This window comes from Nocardia blacklockiae, from assembly GCF_015477355.1.
GTDB classification, from domain to species: domain Bacteria; phylum Actinomycetota; class Actinomycetes; order Mycobacteriales; family Mycobacteriaceae; genus Nocardia; species Nocardia blacklockiae.
This window is the reverse complement of sequence record NZ_JADLRJ010000016.1, coordinates 1-15,970: the sequence shown is the minus strand read 5'-3', so window position 1 is coordinate 15,970 and position 15,970 is coordinate 1. Positions and strand designations below refer to the sequence as shown.

Below are 15,970 nucleotides of genomic sequence, written 5' to 3'. Positions count from 1 at the left end.
ATGGCTGCGGCGGCTGGGGGCAGGCACGGATAGTCATATCGACGTGCAATTGGAATGTCTAGCTCTCGGAGTGGGTGACGGTGACGCCGAGGGCGAGTCGGTCTTTGCCGACGGTGTGTTCGAGAGTGGTGTACAGGTCGGGACGGAGGAGCAGATCGGTGCCCTCGACAGCTGGTTCGAGCGGGTGGTAGCTGCCGTCGTGGATGAGGAAGCCGCGCCAGTGCCGGCCGACGAGCGCTGGGCCGTTGTCGTCGATCAGAAGGTGCCGGAGTGCTGGTGTTTCGGGCCGGAGGCCGAGGAGGGCGATGACTTCGATTCGGGGAACGAGTGTGGGCCAATGTAATCCTATGCCGCGTTCGCGGTCGGGAGCTCCTGGTTGACCTTCGTAGTTGGTGAGGGCGGCGAGAGGTCCTTGGGTGGTGCTGAGAATTGTTCGGGCGTAGGCGGTGTCGATGTGTGGCGCGAGTTGATTGTGGGCCACTGCCCAGGAGTTTGGTGGGCTGCTGGACAGCGGTGTGCTGCCGGATGGTGGTGGCCCATCGCATATTTCGAGTCCGGTGATGATCAATATGCGCCGAGCGGGGGTACGAGGATGGGACAATGCGAGCGTTCTTTGGTGTTCGATCATCCCGAGTTGGACCCACCCCGGGTATGGTGCCTCAGCGACGAGTGGTGGTTGCCCGTCGGTTCCGGTGAGTTGCCGGACATCGTCGAGCATGGTTGCACCGGCTGGTGGCCATTCGGTGTCGTCGTCGAGCCACGGGATGGGTGTCAGCGACCAGCTGAGCACGCTGGGTCGTGTCGGGGGGCGTGGAACGCGGGAGGCTTCGCACCGCAGTGGCCATTGCACATTCGATGAGAGGTGTGTTTGGGCGGGCGGAAGGCCTGCGGCCGCTTCTTGGAGTTCGTTCTCGATGGTTTCTTCGTCTACGAGATACGCGTCGGGTATGCGTCTACTGGATGGCGACCGCAGGCTGTCGATTTGCGCCGGGCCGCGTTGCTCGAAGTAGTCCACGCGGCGAGCGATCCGGTCGATGACTGCTTCGCGCAGCCCTGCAGGGTTGCCTGCGTTATCGAGGCGTTCCCCGATGAACATGTCGACTAGGCCTTCCACGTGCTGTTGGGGTGTCTCAAATGTCACTGATGCTCCCTGGGCAGTTGATGGAATGCGGTACCGATCTGCGGTGCGGCTTCGGTTACCTGCCGGGCCGGATACGCGCGGCCGTACATATCCAGGATCCGGGCTGCGAGCGCATGTACCGAGAGCCAGTCGGTGGAGACGAGCCGGGTCAGTTCGGACGCCAGTTCATCGCTGAGTTCGTTTTGAGGACAGGTTCGAAGGACGTCCAGAAGCCATGTTGTCCGGCCTGCGTCGAGAGCCAGGGTGAGTACGTGAGCGAGTGCCGCTTGTCCGATGGCTGGACGGCAGGTGAGTAGCAGAGCGGTCGCGAGAAGTGTCCGCCGCAGGTCGGCCCGCATCGGTTGTGAGATCGTCGCGAGTGCGAGTGTGGCCATCGCGCGGTCCAGATTTTCTTCTGTGTCGGGGTTGGCTGTCGGCCGGTAGGTGTGGTCGGATCTGCTCGCTGTTCCCGGAAGCCGGTGTTTAATGATGGAAAACGCAGCGTTCCAGCACGCGGCTGCGGTTCCTTCCTGGGTGTCGGTCGGCCTTGCGGCGAATGCCGCGACAATTGCCTGGGTGATGCCGTAGGTGTGTTGCGCGTCGGCGTCGACCGTCGCAGCCACCGCGGCGGCCAGAGTTCGTTCTGCGATCGCCGGCTCGAGGTCGTGGGCGGCGGTCCACAGTCGCGTTCGTTCCCTGCCGGCCAACGTCCGCCAGCCTCCTCCGCCGCGGATGCGGATGTAGGCGAGCGTCAGGCAGTAGCTGGCGACCGTGGTCAATGCGTCGGATGTGCCGTCACAGCGGAGGGCGAGGCCCTCACCGAGGGTGGCGAAGATTTCGTTGTCGGAGTGGCGGGATATTTCGCGGGCGACGTCATCGATGAGGTCGATTCCGGCTTCGGCTCCGCTGTCGACGGTCACTTCGAGGATGCGCCAGCCGATGGCATTCGCCAATGCGTCGATATCCCACCGCGGTGCTGTGGGGTCGTCGCGGTACTGCTTGTGCTTGTGGTCACGCGCCGCGAGCACCGCACCGGCTCGGCCTGCGGGGATGATGGGACGTTGGGTGTTGGCCAGGCGCCGCTGGGTCTCGGTCGAGTCAGGCATGGGGCCGGAACCCCAGGGCAAACTGTTTCGGACCTCCTGCTCGGCCCGCGGCGTCCGGATACCGAACTGAGGGCCGCCGAGCCGGACGATCGCGTCAACCAGCTCGGGTGTGACGATCGTTTTGGGCTGGTCGCTGGAGTACATCACCGCTTGGTCGTCGTAGGAGGCCGCGATGTTGTTCGCCACGATGGCGAGCATCGAGTCGATCCGCGGACCGACTCCGGCCTCGCGGTGAAGGCGTCTCAGCAGCCGCAGGTCAGTGTCCGGTCGGCGCCAGCCCGTCCCGACAGTCAGTCGAAGCGCAGCAAGAACCACAGGGTCGGCGGTCTCGACCCGGTTCTCCAGGAGGTGCGTGTGCGCGGAATGTACGCGGCTGTCTTCGAATCCGAGATGCCCCAGAAGGATGTCGGCGCCGTCGATCGCTGCGGCGGTCGGGTCGATGCTCGCGGCCTTTTCCCACCACGAATTCACGAAGTGTGAGGTGCCGCGTCCGTCGGTGTGTTGCCAAACCAGATACGTGAGATCGATTAGTTTTGCGAGATCCGCACGAGCGGTGTCGATGTCGACCGCGGCAATGTCTTCAATGCTGTCAATGATTTCAGAGATGGTCGGATCTTTGTGTCCGCCGTAGCTGGTAAGCAACAGGCATGCACGCTTCCAGCAGTTGCCTGCTTCGTCTGTGACTCCGGCGGCGCAGCAGATGCGGGCCGTTGCGAGTTCGAAGCCAGCGGTCACTCGATACTGGGTGGCGGTGTCCTTGCGGCGTTCGCGGATCACAGTCATCAGCGCATGGATGGCGTCAATTCCGATGCGGCCGGAGACTCGGGAGAGGATTTCGAGGAGGTCGTTGGTTGCGAGGGGACCGTTCTCGGGCAGTCCCAGATTGGAGGAGGTGGTAGTGCCGTCGCCGATAGCGATGAGGCGGTCCAGAACGGCATCCAAGTCGCAATGTTGCACGACGACAAGGGATTTCTCGATAGTTTCGTGGATGAGCGGGTGTACGAAGTACAGATCGCAGGCTCGGGGCTTACCGGTGAACGGCTGCGCTTCTGCCGCCAGATCTGTGAGTGCGACATACACTGCGGTGGACGCAGCTTCCGGTGAGGTGGTGCCCGCGGCGACGTCGTCGGCGATACCGATGGTGGCGACGGTGTACCGCATCCACGCGCGGTAGAAACCGGGGCCGCTGAGCGTGGGGTTGAGTGCCAGCGGGATGCTGCGGTCGATCGCGTGCGCGAGTGCGAGATAGCCGAGCCATTGCCGGACGGCATTGTGATCGGCGGTAGGGCCGGCCACGACCGCGCGGGTGATCTTCTGGAGTTCTGCTTCGAGATCAGTGGTCCCGAGGTTGGCGAGGATTTCATAAGCGGGGATACCGTGGCGGAGGTATCTGCTGATGTCGAGCGCTGGAGCGCGAGTGCATGCTTCTTGAGCGAGAACGGCCGGGTCCGGCAGTCCGGGGGTCTCAATGGCTGCGAGGTCCGCGAGCGTCAGGTATACCTGCGCTGCCTTGTCCCGGTTCGTCATCGCCGCGGCGACGGCGGGCATGACTGCCGGTGGGAGACCGGCAGTGAACACGACGGTGAGATCGTTTAGCGACGCATCGTGGTCCAATTCGAGGTGCTCGGCCACCCGATCGGCGAGGTCATCGCCGATGTCGTCACGTTGAGTGCGCAGACGCAGCGCCCCGAGCTGCAGGGCGAGCTGCACAGTGCCGTCGCGGTCCGAACCGTATTCGCCGCCGCCTCGTTCTACTTCCCGGTCATGGGTTTCGATGTAAACCTTCCACGGCGCGGCGACACCGGCTTGGTCGATCGCCCGGCAAAGGCGCAGCCCCCACTGCGACGGGAAGGTCGGGCGCCCTTCGTAGACAAGACGTTCGGCGACGGTGTCAGCGCCGAGAACCGAGACTACGACGTCCGCGTATTCCACGATCGAGTTCGACAGCGACTCGGTTTCGTAGGTGTCGATCGACTTGCGGGACTCCACACATGCGATAAGGGTCGGCCAGTCGAGCCGGGCTCGGCTTTCGCGGACAATCACACTGACGACCTGCACGAGCGCCTCGGGCGGCTGGAGCGCGCGAACGGCCTCAGCCACGAACCCTGGCCGGATCAGTTCTTTGAGTTCGTTATATCGGTCGAGCTGGGCGAGCAGTTCGGGAAGATGCCTGAACGCTCTGGCGTCGGTGAAAAATCCGCGAGCGGACAGCCACTCAGCGATGCTCTCGCGGATCAACGTGACCCATTGCTCGTCGTTGTCGCGAAGGACGTGTCGGCTGAAGCTCTCGTGATGGATGCGCAAACCACCGAGGCCGGGATGTGACGTCAGAACCGGTGCCAGCGTCTGGAGTGCCGACATCAGTAGGGGTCTTGTCTGAGGGAACATTTCACCGAGTTCGTCCGCGCTCAGGGCGAAGCCGCACATTGCCAGCGTCCCGATCGCGAACCGCTGGTCATTGGTCATCGCGTCGAGTAGATATGCGTAATAGGAGTCGATATCTGTGGCTGTGTCGGGGACGAGGGTCAATCGGTGAACGATCTCGTCAGCCGTGACCGGTACTGAGTCGTCAGTGTCGAGCGGCGAGACGCGCGTCGCATACCTGCACAGGTAGGTAGCAAACAGGGCATTGCCGCCCGAGCGGTCATAAACGAGATCGACAATTCGCTGCTCGTCGCCGACATCGAGCGGATCTCCTCCGATGGGTACATCGAGGAGTCCGTGCTTTCGCGCGAGTGCGCGGACTTCGTCCCACGACATCCGGGGCAGCTGTATCGGACCATCCGTCGCAGGGGCGGCATTTTCCAGGTGCTCGCCGGGTTGGCTGGCGATGAGCATGCCAACGCCGCTGGGCAGGTCGATGGCCGCAAGTTGGTCGACAAGCAGGCGAGAGGGTCCCGTTTGTTGATTGGTGCGCCGACCCACTACTCGGTCGACGTGGTCGAGACCGTCCACGATGAGGAGCACGTTCCGATGAGGATGCGTGGAGCGGCATGTCTGGATCGCTGCCGTGAGTGCCTCCGGTGTAGCGGCGAATCTCGGTCGAAGCTCGACTGTCACCTCGGGCACGACTCGTTCGAGCTGACGCAGGAGGCTGCCGATCACAACATCGGTCAGTACGCGCTCGCCGTGGTCGACATCGCTCCCACCCAGCCAGCAATGGTGCCGGGCAACGATCCAGTCGGCGTCCCGGCAGGTATCCGCGAGTTGTTCACAGAGCCACGATTTCCCGACACCGGGTTCGCCGATGACCACAACCCGCCCGCCCACCGGTGCGACGGCATCAACGTGTCTACGCAGTTCGATTGCAGCATCAATACGCGGTACGGCGACCGCCGCTTCGACAGGGTGCCCTTCTGCGACCGCACCGAAATCGGTGATGAGCCCAACTTGAGGGAAGAGCCTTTTCCGCTCCACGCTCCCGTCGAGGGCACGCGCACCTGTGGCCGCGTACGCGAGGGCGAGTGCCGCGTGTTCGGGTGTGATATCAGCGTTGGGTGCGCGGCCAGCTCCGAGTTCTTCAGTAACACGGCGAAGAAGCACACGCTCCGCAGGTCCGGGAGCAGAGAAATCCAACGTCGATGCCGGAGCGCCTGTGTCGACCGTCAGATGGTCACATGCTGCCTGAACCTGATCATCTGTCAGGTGCGCGATTAGCTTTTTCCACGGATTGCTGCTGCGGAGCGACTCAGGGTCGAACCTGAACCTGTGTGTGATGACGCCGGGCAACGGGTCCCCCGGATCATCAACGGGGTCAACAGTTTTCAGAACTTCGGCGAGATCTCCTTCGGGGCTGTTATCGCGGACGACGACGCGGTACGTGGTTCCAGGTTCCTGCGCGAGGTCATGCAGTAACGAGTCGAAGAGCTTGTCGAGTTTCAAGCTTCGCCGGTCGGCAGAGAACGTATCCTTGCTGAGTTTGCGATCTTGGGCTGTGTGCTTGATCTGGATACGGACACGTCGACCTGCCCGGTAAACAATGTTCAAGTCGTCGAACCGGTCACCGTCAAATCCTTTGGTATCCACCGTGACAGCGACGGCCGTGCCGAGCATCAGGTCGACAAGAGCGATGCCGGTGATGAGATCTTGGTACGCATACCCCTGATGGGTGACCCTCAGGTTCATTCACATCCTCAACTCGTCCGGTTCTGTCAGTTCGAGACCCAAGGCCGATGATCGCATGGAGGTCCGACGTGTTCGCCTCCATCTCAAGGGGATGTCAATACATTCAGCACAGTGGCCGCTCGTGCGCTACGCCGAGACCGACGGGTCGACCTGATACTCGTGCTGACTGTCCCCGCACACCACATCGAGACAACAGGCGCCGGTCCTACCCGGGGTGCACCACAACTGAAATGCAAAATTGAATAGTGAAAGGAAGGACAGCATGTCCTCTACCAATTTCCGGGCCGCGATCCTCGCCGCGCTGCACAAAATCACCGCCCAGGCCGCCGCCGGCGATTACCGCACGCCGGTCATGAGCCTCGACGATGACTTCGGATCGGCGAAGTTTCTGACCTCCCCGGCCGCCGGGCTCGGCGGGCACTGGCACGTTCAGAAGTACGGGTACGCCACCGCCTGGGTCCTGGCCGCTCGCCCATGGAAGCGCGCGAGCGCCGCCGCACATTGATCTGTACGACCCAGTACACACGTCACCTTCCCACTCGTCCTCGCTCACCAACCTGTATCAACATGCCGATTCAATAGGGAACGCGCGGAGGCCGTGTATCGGGGCTGGCGCAGCCGTGACACCGGCGAGGGACGCCTGGTTGTAGAACGCCGGGGTGTGGTCGTTGAACTGCGGTACTCGACGGCGCGAGGAACCATCACCAAAGCGGCCCGGACATCAGCGGACGGCGTCGTGAGCAACGCCGCGGCGGTCGGCAAGTTCGGCACGGTGCTGCGCTGGCTCGCCGAACCTGAGTGACCGCCGCCAGTGTCGAGGGCGGGCGATAGTGGCTTACTGCTGGTAGCTCCAGGCTCGTCCGGTGTGGCGGTACTCGGAGAGCGGGATCGGTTTGAGGTCGGGGCGCATGCGGGCGGTGTAGAGGATGCCGTCGAGGTGGTCGAGTTCGTGGTGGATGAGGCGGGCGAGGCCGTTGCGGTATTCGGTGGTGGTGAGTGCGCCTGTGAGAGTGGTGGTTTCGATGGTGAGGGACAGCGGGCGCGGGACTATTCCGCGGACGTCGAAGAAGCTGAGGCAGCCTTCGTACTGTTCGTCCTCGTCGTCGGAGTGGGCCACGATGCGCGGGTTGAGCAGGATGATCGGCTCGGTGTTGTCACCGGGGGGCTGGACGACGGCGGCGCGGCGGCCGACGCCGATCTGGGGTGCGGCGATGCCCATGCCTTTGGCGAAGGGGTGGACACGTTGCACGCGGTCCATCGCGGATCGCAGGTCATCGACGATCGCGCGGGCGGTGTCGGCCTCGGCGGGCAGGTCGAAGGGGGTGGCCGGCCGGGTGAGGATGGTGGCGCCGGATTGGATGATGCCGAGATCGCGCATGGTGTCGCTGGGGTTGGCCTCGATCACGGTGGTTCCTTCCGTGCGTGGTGGTGGGGAGTCAGGAGCCGAAGCGCCATTCGAGCCGGTAGCGGGAGTGCAGCGGGGGCCGGTGGGTGTTCCAGGTGAAGACCGCTGTGTCGTGGTCGTCGTGGCGGATCGGTGGGGTGGGGATCGGGCGGGCATCGGCGGTCATGGAGGTTTCGGTGCCCCAGACGGTGGGCTCGAGGTGGGTGGGGAAGGCGAGTTGCACTTCCAGCCGTTCGGTGGGTAGCCGGACGGCGCGCTGGAACCAGCGGCCCCATTTGTCGTCGCTCACGGTGTAGTCGTAGCAGATCCACACCGATTGGCCCGGATACAGCGGGAATCGTCCGTGCTGGTTTTCGAACTGCAGCCAGATCTCTTTGAACGCGTCCTGGTCGTGTTTCACTTCCCACCGCATGGGTTCGTCGCGGCAGGTCGCGGTGAGTGCCAGTTCGTCGAGGGTGAGGGGGTGGTGGCGGTAGTGCTGTTTCGATCGTTCGGGGTCCTCGGGGTAGCGGTTGACGCTGATGCGGATGAGGTAGCGGGTGACCGGGTCGGTGCCGGTGTTGCGGAGCAGCCGTCGCATGGTGAGCCGGTAGGCGGTGCCGTCGTAGTCCAGGCGCGCGGCGTCGTGTTCGACGACCAGCTCGGTGCCGGCGTAGCCGGATACCGGCGCCGAGGGGAGGGCGGCGGTCGTGCGCGGGGTGTGGGCTTTGGCGGTTTCGTAGTCGCGCCAGCGTTTCAAGATGGCGTGGCCGGTGTCGAGTGCCGCGTCGGCTTTGCGGGCGAAGTCCTCGGTCGGCTTGTGGCGGCCGGCTTCGATGTGGCTGATGTAGGAGGGATCGAAACCCATCTGTGCGGCGAGGGCCCGTTTCGACAGCCCGCGCACTTCGCGCCAGTAGGCCACCTCGGCGCCGAAGGCGCCGGCGGCTTGCGCGGCGGTGGTGCTGGTTCCCGACGGCGTGTTCACAGCCCTGTTCCCCCGGCTTCGGCGTGAGTTGAGTGAAGCGTGAATGAGGTCCAGTTCATCATTCCTTCACCGGGCTCGCCACCGGTTCACTGGTCTCACACGCGTTGGCCCGCAAGGTAAACGAAATGAGGACCGCCATGAGTGACACGCTGGTGACCGGCCCGACCTCCCCGCACCGTCCGCGAGCCCGGCAGCGGGTGAGCGCCGACGCCGCGCACCGGGACATGAGCGAGGCGGAGGTGGCCGCGGCCGCGTTCCTGCGGGCGCTCGGGGTCGATCTGGCCGGTCCGTCGTTGCGGGAGACGCCGGGCCGGATGGCCCGCGCCTACGCGGAGTTGCTGACACCGCGGGAGTTCGATCTGACGGTGTTCGACAACGACGAGCATTACGAGCAGCTGGTGCTGGTGCAGGACATCGGTTTCCGGTCGGTGTGTGAGCATCACGGGCTGCCGTTCATCGGCACCGCGCACGTCGGTTATCTGCCCGCCGGGCAAATCATCGGCATCTCCAAACTCGCCCGTGTGGTCGAGCTGTTCGCCTGCCGCCCGCAAACCCAAGAGCGCATGACCCAGCAGATCGCGCAGTGGCTGGCCGACCACCTCGTCCCGGAAGGGGTCGGTGTGGTGGTCCGCGCGGAACACTTGTGCATGACCCTGCGCGGCGCGCAGGCACCCGGCACCGCCACCGTCACCTCCGCGCTGCTGGGCCGGCTCCTGGGCGACCCGCGAGCGCGCAGCGAATTCTTCACCCTCGCCTTCTCCCCGCACTGAAGGACACGTCGTGAACCTCAGCGAAACAGTAAGCGGCACAACGAGTATCGAGATCGGTGGCGGGGAGTTCCGGTTCCCGGCCGCGCACACCGGCTGGCACGACGGCGAATTCGAGCCGTTGCACGGGCACACCTACATTCCCGTCCTGCGGTTGCGCGGCGGGATGGGCAAGGCCGGGATGGTGGCGGATTTCAGCGCGGTGAAAGCGGCGCTGCGCCACGCGATCACCCCGCTGCGCCGGCGCGTGCTGCTCGCTGCGGACTGTCCGGGCGTGGTGATCGAACACGAGGGTGACAGCGTGCGGGTCGCGAGCCCGGGCAAACGGTATGTGTTCCCGGCGGGGGATACGGTGGTGCTGCCGATCACCAACACCTCGACCGAACTGCTCGCCACCTACCTGCTCGAACAGCTGCTGCCGGTCGTGGCCGAGCACGGCGTCGACGGTGTCGAACTGGAGTTGTCGGAAGCTCCGGGCACGGCGGCGACCGCGCGAGCAGACTTCATCCTTGCCGAGACGAGGAGGGCGCACCGGTGAGCACCCAGGTCGACCCCGCCCGGGCAGGCCACCGCGACCGGGTGAAGGCGCTGCTGGCGTGGACCGTCGAGCGCCGGCTCTGCGCCCGCACCGAGCAGCTGCCGGGCGTGGTGATGGACAGCGTGTGGGATAGCTGGTGGGTGTCCTACCGTGCCGCGACCAGCACCCGGATCCTGGGAATCGGCTCCCTCCCGGCGCGGAGCGGATGCTCGGTGTGCCGCCGGGATGCCGCCGAACTGGGCGCGATGGAGCCTCCCGGACATCCCGAAATCCTCGGCCCGCGCGCCTGCGAGTGCCTGCAGGAGTGGGCGCAGTCGATGCGCGCCGCGGCGCCCGAGATCATCTGGCCGGCGTGGCGGCTGTCGTGCGCGCTGACCAAACCCGGCGCGGACAGCGACGCCGTGCGCACGCTGCTGGCGCGCTCCTATCAGATGGTCGACAGCAGACCGATGCGGCTGCGGCCCAGCGACGCCCGCCGCCTGTATCCCGACGCCTACGGCGCAGAATACACCCTCGCGCAGGACGACTACCTCACCTCCGGCCCGGTCCGGGCGTTTTTGCTCCTCGCCGATCCGGACGGCCGGGCCAGCGCCAAGGACATCAAAACCGGTATCCGGCGGCGGCTGGGCGGCACCGATATCTTGCGCAACCACCTGCACATGCCGGACAACCCCGGCGACGCCTGGTGCGACATCGCGCACCTGTTCGGCCCCGACACCCTCACCGCGCTGTATGAGAGGTACGAGCATGACCACGCCGCCGACCGCATGGACCGCCACCGGCATCTCCTGGACCCGCAACCAACCGGCCCTCACCGCGGTTGACCCGTCCGGCACGCAACGCTCCCGCCCCCTGTACCTCGGCGCACCGATCGGCCTCGAGGCCGGCGGGCGACGGCACTGCGTCGGCATCTGGAAGCCCGGCTCCGGCCGCCGCCAGCCGTGCCCGTTCACCACCTCGATCCCCGCCACCGCGACCACCGCCCAATGCTCGGCGTGCGCGGACGCCGACACCGGGCACCGGCTGGCCCGTGACCAGATGGTCGACGACGGCCGCGAATACGGCCTGTACCTGGCGTGGCTCGGGCCGGGCCTGCTCAAGGTCGGCCTCACCGCCACCGACCGCGGCAGCGACCGCCTCGCCGAACAAGGCGCCCTGGCCTACACCTGGCTGACCCGCGCAGGACTGACGGCGGTCCGCGCGATGGAGAAAGCCATCGCCGACAGCGGGATCGCCGCCGAACGCTACCGACGACCCACCAAACTCGCCGCCTGGGGACGACTGAGCGACCCCGGTCAGCACCTCACCGAGCTGCGTGACGCCTACGCCCGGATCGGCGCGGTGATCCCCTGGCCGGGCGGCCTCCTACGGCAGCCGTGCACACCGGTCGACCACACCGCGCTGTTCGGCCTCGACCACCTGCCCACCGGCCGCGTCGACGAGATCACCGAGCTGCGGCCGGGCGCCCGGATCGCCGGATCGGTCCGCTGCCTGATCGGCCGGGAGCTGCTGCTGGACACCGACGACGGCCCGGTCCTGCTGAACACGCGCCTGCTGGCCGGCTGGCCCATCCAGCGGGCCACCGCCACCCGCACGTCCGGGACACCGCGCACCAGTCTCGATCTGTCCAGGAGCGACGATGCCGACACCGGCCAATCCGCATTGTTCTGACCACCCGGCCGGACCGCTGCTCGTCCTCGAAGGCATGCCCGGCACCGGCAAGACCACCACCGCGAAGCTCCTTGCCGCCCAAGGCCGTCACGTCATCGGCGAATACACCACCCCCACCGGAACGGTCGTACCGCTCGCCGAGCACCCCGGCGTCGACGACGACACCGCCCACACCCGCAACTACCTGCTCAAACACCAGCAGGCCCGCACGCTCGCCGCCACCGGCCGCCCCGTGTATCTCGACCGCGACTGGCTGTCGATCCTGGCCTACGCCCACAGCATCGCCGACCCGGCCCTCCTGAGACGCCGGGCCGACTGGATCTGCGCGCACCTCGACGCGGGTGTCCTGGCACTCGCCGACGCCTACCTCGTGCTGACCACCAGCGTGGACACCAGCCTCCGGCGCCGCCGCCACCGCCTCACCACAGCACACCCGTGGAGCACCACGCCGGCCCTGCACCGGCTGGCCGCCTTCTACGCCGACCCCGCCACCGCCCTCCGCGCCACCCACCCCGCCCTGGCCGCACGCCTGACGACCACGAGCTGGCACCACCTGCACCACCCCGAGATCGAAACCGTCATCCAGGCACTCGACCAGACGCGGTGTCGTCGCGACGACCGGAAGGTGCCGCGGTGACCCGGCCGATGCTCACCGTCGCTCTGCACGACGGCTTCTACGGATGCGGGTCCGGTGCCGGGCACGCCAACCGGGTCTTCCTCGACATCCTCATCGACCTGCTGCCGCCCGAGGTGAAGCTCGTCGTCCTGCCGGTGTCGCTGTCGGTATCGAGTCCCGAATACGACAGCGCCTGGCATGCCGACACCGAACGACTGCTCGCCCGAGCACATACCGAGGTGGTGCCCGTCGACAACGGCACCAGCGGCCGCACCCGGTTCGGCGGACTACCGCAGTTCCGGCGGCTCGTCACCGACACCGCCGACATCTTGCAGCGGCTCACGCCCACCGGCAGCAGGCCCTCGCTGGTGCTCGCCTTCGACGTCCCGTTCGTCGGCCTCGCGGCACTGCTGCCCGCCGAGGTCGTGTCGACCATGGTGGTCGTGCCCCGCTCCACCGCCGCCATCCACGCACCCGCCGACCGCGAACGCCGCGCCTGGGAGTCCTACGGCCTGCACGCCACCAGCACCCACGGCGGCCGGATCGCCGCCATCTCCCACTACATGCGACACCACCTCACCAGCCACTACTGGATCCCCCACGACACCCTGATCGACTTCCCCGACGGCCTGGGACCCCGCGACTGGACACTCGGATCGGCCGACGACCGGCTGCTGCCCGACGCGGCCCGCGGCGGCTTCCTCCTGGCCATGGGGCGCGCTCACCCCTACAAAGGCTTCGACGACCTCCTCGACGCCCTCGCGATCCTGCGCCGCACCAGCACCGGCATCCCGCACCTGGTCCTGGCCGCCGTCACCGACAACCCGGAACTCAACCGCTACCAGCGCCACCTCGCCGATCGCATCACCACCCAATCCTTCGACGCTACCCTGCTCACCCGATTCACACCCGCCCTCCGCACCCTGCTCACACACCCCGACCTGCGCGGCGTCATCGTCCCCTCCCGCGCGGAACCCTTCGGACGCATACCGATCGAGGCCTACGCCGCCGGCGCCGGCCCCGTCATTGCCACCACCGCCGGAGGACTCGCCGAACAAGTCCTCAACGGCCACACCGGATTCACCACACCACCTCGACACCCCGCCGCCCTCGCCGAAACCCTCACCACCGCGCTCACTCTCGAGCCCGGTGCCCGCACCGAGATGCTCCACCGCGCACGACAATTCGCTCGAGACCGGTTCGACCACCGTCGCGCGGTCCGCCGCCTGCTCACTGACCAAGCGCCCTGGCTCACACCCCTCGCCGATCACTCCCTGTAGACGACCACGCCCGGCGACGACACCGGCAAATCCCACCGCGCCACCGCGACCCGCTCCGCGGCCGACGCCTGCTCACGCCCCGACAAACCCCACCCCAGCAACCCTGGCGCGTCGTCGAGCGGCACCATCAGCCGCCCGAACAACCGACCGCCATCAGGATCAGGATGGCGTCGCAGAAACTCACCGATCCGGCCGGCCATCCGCACCAACGCCACCATCGACCCGCCCCGCTCGACGAGCTCGAAACCCAAATACGCGACGTCAGCGACCGTGACCTGCGACTCCTCCAACGCTTCCCGCCGCAGCGTTCGCACCGGATCACCCTGATCGAGCGGCTCGGGGGAACCGCCCGGCAGGTTGTAGCCGTCGCCGACATTTTGGATCAACACAGCGCCCGTGTCGTCGAACAACCACCCGTACACCTGCGCCACCGTCATACCGTCCGGAACAGGACCGCGAACCCACCGGAAAATCTCGACTGTCACAGCAGCACACCCAACCACGCTCACTGCCGCTACACGCGCCGCCACACAGTCCGGAACGGCGAGGACCACGATCTCCGTGCCTAACGAACGGGCAATTCCAGGACCCGGCTTGTGAATTGAGAAAGGATCGACGCCGCTCACGGACGGCCATGGCTCGGCCTCGTGTGGCCAAGGCGCACTGTATGCGTCCGTTTCTCTCCATTAACGGGCGTATCCCCGAAGCAATTCGGAGGAGATGGACGCCATGCGAAACAAGTATGTTTCGCATCGGTCAGGTGCGAGGCCGCACGAGAATGTCAATGACTTGAGCTGGGGAAACCGCAGCAGATGCCAGCGGTAGGCCGCACGAAAACTCAGTGGATGCAACGTGAGGGGTCAGGGCTGACCTGCGGATTCCGCTGCCTGCTCGGCCTTCACCTCGCTGTGTACTACCGCCAGGCTGACGCCCACGCCGCGGGCGATCTCGCGCAGCGATTGGCCCTCGGTGTGGCGGCCCCGGATCGCGCGGCGTTTGTTGCGAGTTCCCACGCGTTTCCACGGCATGTCAGTAGGGTTTTTCCGGGAGATGTCAGTAGCCGAGCGGATTCGCGGTCGCGCTGACCTGGGGCTGCGACACTGTGATCATGGACGTTTCGGAACTTCCCGCGGACATCGTGAGTATCGCCGAGTTCCTTGCCCGCAATGCGGAGATGTCCGGTGGCGAACTGTCGATTCACGAACTCGCGAAGATGAAGGCGACCTTGATGAACGAGCCGCAGCGGTGGACTCGGTTGCGGGTCACCCCGGAGACCTTCGAGGAGCAGTGCCTGAGCGCCGGACTCGGGGCTGGCGACGCCGCCGAGGTCCGCGAGTACCTGCGGAAGGCTCAAGCTGGTAAGAAGCTCGTCCCTTACGGCCATCGCGACTTCGAGTTCGCGATTCCCTACGACCCGGTGGAATGACCAGGCCCCGCTCGTTCACGAGACGACCTCCGCCGCGCCGCTGGCGGCGGCCTTCACCTCGGCGTGCACGACCGCGAGGCTGACGCCGACACCGCGCGCGATCTCCCGCAGCGACTGGCCTTCGTCATGGCGGGCGAGGATCGCGCGGCGTTGTCGTCGTCGACCACGCGTGGCCGGGGCCCCCTTGCGACCGCTGCGCGCGGCGGCGTCCAGGCCGTCGCGGGTCTTGCGCGATGTCGAGGCGCCGGTCCTCGGCGAGCGCGAGCGCCAGGTCAAGGATCAGGCTCCGCTCGGTGTGCTCCCCGGCGGCGATGCCGTGCAGGATCTTCACGGCCACGCCCTGCTGGAACAGATCGTTGAGCACGATCAGCCCTTCGAGGAGGTTGCGGCCGAGCCGGTCGGCTTCCTGGACGGTGAGCATGTCGCCGGGCCGCATGAAGTCCAGCGCGGCCTGCAGCCCGGGCCGGTCGGCCAGCTTCAGTGCGCCGCTGAGCTTCTCCTCGAACACTCGCACGCAGATCGGATCGAGGTCGTCGTGCTGACGCGCGGTCTCCTGCTTACTGGTGCTCACCCGCACGAGCCCGACGAGCGCCATCTCCGGTCCCCCGAGCGTTCGGCACACGTGTTCGACAACCTGGTGTGAGGGTACCGGTAAACGAGCGGGTTTCCGAACATCGCGTCCTGCGCGGATACCCGCGCCGACCCGGTTGAGATCAAGCTCGTTTTCCGAACGCTCTCAGTCCTCGCGAGGCGATTCGGCGGGCTTCAGGCGGTGGTGGTGAGCAGCGCGGTGGTGATCGCCACCGCGGCGTCGGTGAGGTCGGTGAGCGGGCGTCCGCTTTCGACCTGGACGGCGATCAGTTCCCGCAGGCCGCCGATGAGCACGATCGCCATTTCCGGCGGCATGCTGACCGCCGCCTCGTCCCCGGTGCCGTGGTCGGTGCGTCGCCCG

General features: G+C 66.4%; 16 protein-coding genes and 1 pseudogene. 9 read left to right on the top strand and 8 right to left on the bottom strand.

Annotation, left to right across the window (positions count from 1 at the left end; genetic code table 11):
• Nucleotides 1–58 precede the first annotated feature (58 nt).
• Both IU476_RS31505 and IU476_RS31500 read right to left on the bottom strand, forming a co-directional pair.
• Nucleotides 59–1,141, bottom strand: coding sequence for a hypothetical protein (locus IU476_RS31505; RefSeq protein ID WP_195105960.1), 1,083 nt, complete (start codon nucleotides 1,139–1,141; stop codon nucleotides 59–61).
• Nucleotides 1,138–6,351: an AAA family ATPase gene (locus IU476_RS31500; protein WP_195105959.1), complete on the bottom strand. Its 5,214-nt coding sequence runs from the start codon at nucleotides 6,349–6,351 to the stop codon at nucleotides 1,138–1,140. The genes IU476_RS31505 and IU476_RS31500 overlap by 4 nt, the downstream gene beginning before the upstream one ends.
• A 262-nt stretch (nucleotides 6,352–6,613) precedes the next feature.
• Here IU476_RS31500 and IU476_RS31495 point away from each other — a divergent pair, with 262 nt between their 5' ends.
• Both IU476_RS31495 and IU476_RS31490 read left to right on the top strand, forming a co-directional pair.
• On the top strand, nucleotides 6,614–6,856 hold the full coding sequence (locus IU476_RS31495) for a hypothetical protein (protein WP_195105958.1): 243 nt from the start codon (nucleotides 6,614–6,616) through the stop codon (nucleotides 6,854–6,856).
• 156 nt (nucleotides 6,857–7,012) lie between these two features.
• The gene (locus tag IU476_RS31490) at nucleotides 7,013–7,153 is read left to right on the top strand and encodes a hypothetical protein (protein WP_195105957.1); all 141 of its coding nucleotides are present in this window, start codon (nucleotides 7,013–7,015) and stop codon (nucleotides 7,151–7,153) included.
• A gap of 33 nt (nucleotides 7,154–7,186) precedes the next feature.
• Here IU476_RS31490 and IU476_RS31485 read toward each other — a convergent pair whose 3' ends face one another.
• Together IU476_RS31485 and IU476_RS31480 are read right to left on the bottom strand one after the other, a co-directional pair.
• Nucleotides 7,187–7,756: a peptide deformylase gene (locus IU476_RS31485; protein ID WP_195105956.1), complete on the bottom strand. Its 570-nt coding sequence runs from the start codon at nucleotides 7,754–7,756 to the stop codon at nucleotides 7,187–7,189.
• Nucleotides 7,757–7,787: 31 nt separating this feature from the next.
• Entirely contained in the window at nucleotides 7,788–8,720 is a 933-nt protein-coding gene (locus tag IU476_RS31480) for a helix-turn-helix domain-containing protein (RefSeq protein ID WP_195105955.1), read from the bottom strand.
• 224 nt (nucleotides 8,721–8,944) lie between these two features.
• On the opposite strand from IU476_RS31480, the gene folE reads away from it, so the two are divergent.
• The 6 genes from folE to IU476_RS37175 are packed head-to-tail and all read left to right on the top strand — an operon-like array spanning nucleotide 8,945 to nucleotide 13,592.
• Nucleotides 8,945–9,490 (top strand): GTP cyclohydrolase I, encoded by a 546-nt coding sequence (gene folE, locus IU476_RS31475; protein WP_228824640.1) that lies wholly within the window; start codon nucleotides 8,945–8,947, stop codon nucleotides 9,488–9,490.
• A 10-nt stretch (nucleotides 9,491–9,500) separates the two neighbouring features.
• On the top strand, nucleotides 9,501–10,025 hold the full coding sequence (locus IU476_RS31470) for a 6-pyruvoyl trahydropterin synthase family protein (protein WP_195105953.1): 525 nt from the start codon (nucleotides 9,501–9,503) through the stop codon (nucleotides 10,023–10,025).
• Nucleotides 10,022–10,849: a hypothetical protein gene (locus IU476_RS31465; protein ID WP_195105952.1), complete on the top strand. Its 828-nt coding sequence runs from the start codon at nucleotides 10,022–10,024 to the stop codon at nucleotides 10,847–10,849. The genes IU476_RS31470 and IU476_RS31465 overlap by 4 nt, the downstream gene beginning before the upstream one ends.
• Nucleotides 10,773–11,696, top strand: coding sequence for a DUF2797 domain-containing protein (locus IU476_RS31460; protein ID WP_195105951.1), 924 nt, complete (start codon nucleotides 10,773–10,775; stop codon nucleotides 11,694–11,696). Before IU476_RS31465 ends, IU476_RS31460 begins: the two co-directional genes overlap by 77 nt.
• Nucleotides 11,665–12,333: an AAA family ATPase gene (locus IU476_RS36910; RefSeq protein ID WP_195105950.1), complete on the top strand. Its 669-nt coding sequence runs from the start codon at nucleotides 11,665–11,667 to the stop codon at nucleotides 12,331–12,333. The genes IU476_RS31460 and IU476_RS36910 overlap by 32 nt, the downstream gene beginning before the upstream one ends.
• Complete coding sequence (locus IU476_RS37175) at nucleotides 12,330–13,592, top strand: glycosyltransferase family 4 protein (RefSeq protein ID WP_195105949.1); 1,263 nt, start codon at nucleotides 12,330–12,332, stop codon at nucleotides 13,590–13,592. Before IU476_RS36910 ends, IU476_RS37175 begins: the two co-directional genes overlap by 4 nt.
• On the opposite strand, the gene IU476_RS31445 is transcribed toward IU476_RS37175, so the two are convergent.
• Nucleotides 13,580–14,023, bottom strand: coding sequence for an NUDIX domain-containing protein (locus IU476_RS31445; protein ID WP_324194473.1), 444 nt, complete (start codon nucleotides 14,021–14,023; stop codon nucleotides 13,580–13,582). The genes IU476_RS37175 and IU476_RS31445 overlap by 13 nt on opposite strands.
• A gap of 429 nt (nucleotides 14,024–14,452) precedes the next feature.
• Nucleotides 14,453–14,620: a hypothetical protein gene (locus IU476_RS31440; RefSeq protein WP_228824626.1), complete on the bottom strand. Its 168-nt coding sequence runs from the start codon at nucleotides 14,618–14,620 to the stop codon at nucleotides 14,453–14,455.
• 80 nt (nucleotides 14,621–14,700) lie between these two features.
• Here IU476_RS31440 and IU476_RS31435 point away from each other — a divergent pair, with 80 nt between their 5' ends.
• Entirely contained in the window at nucleotides 14,701–15,018 is a 318-nt protein-coding gene (locus tag IU476_RS31435; RefSeq protein WP_195105947.1) for a hypothetical protein, read from the top strand.
• A gap of 124 nt (nucleotides 15,019–15,142) precedes the next feature.
• Here the strand turns inward: IU476_RS31435 and IU476_RS31430 are convergent, their stop codons facing one another.
• Entirely contained in the window at nucleotides 15,143–15,613 is a 471-nt protein-coding gene (locus tag IU476_RS31430) for a recombinase family protein (protein WP_228824625.1), read from the bottom strand.
• 170 nt (nucleotides 15,614–15,783) lie between these two features.
• Nucleotides 15,784–15,970 (bottom strand): annotated as a pseudogene (locus tag IU476_RS31425) (TetR/AcrR family transcriptional regulator); the annotation flags it as partial.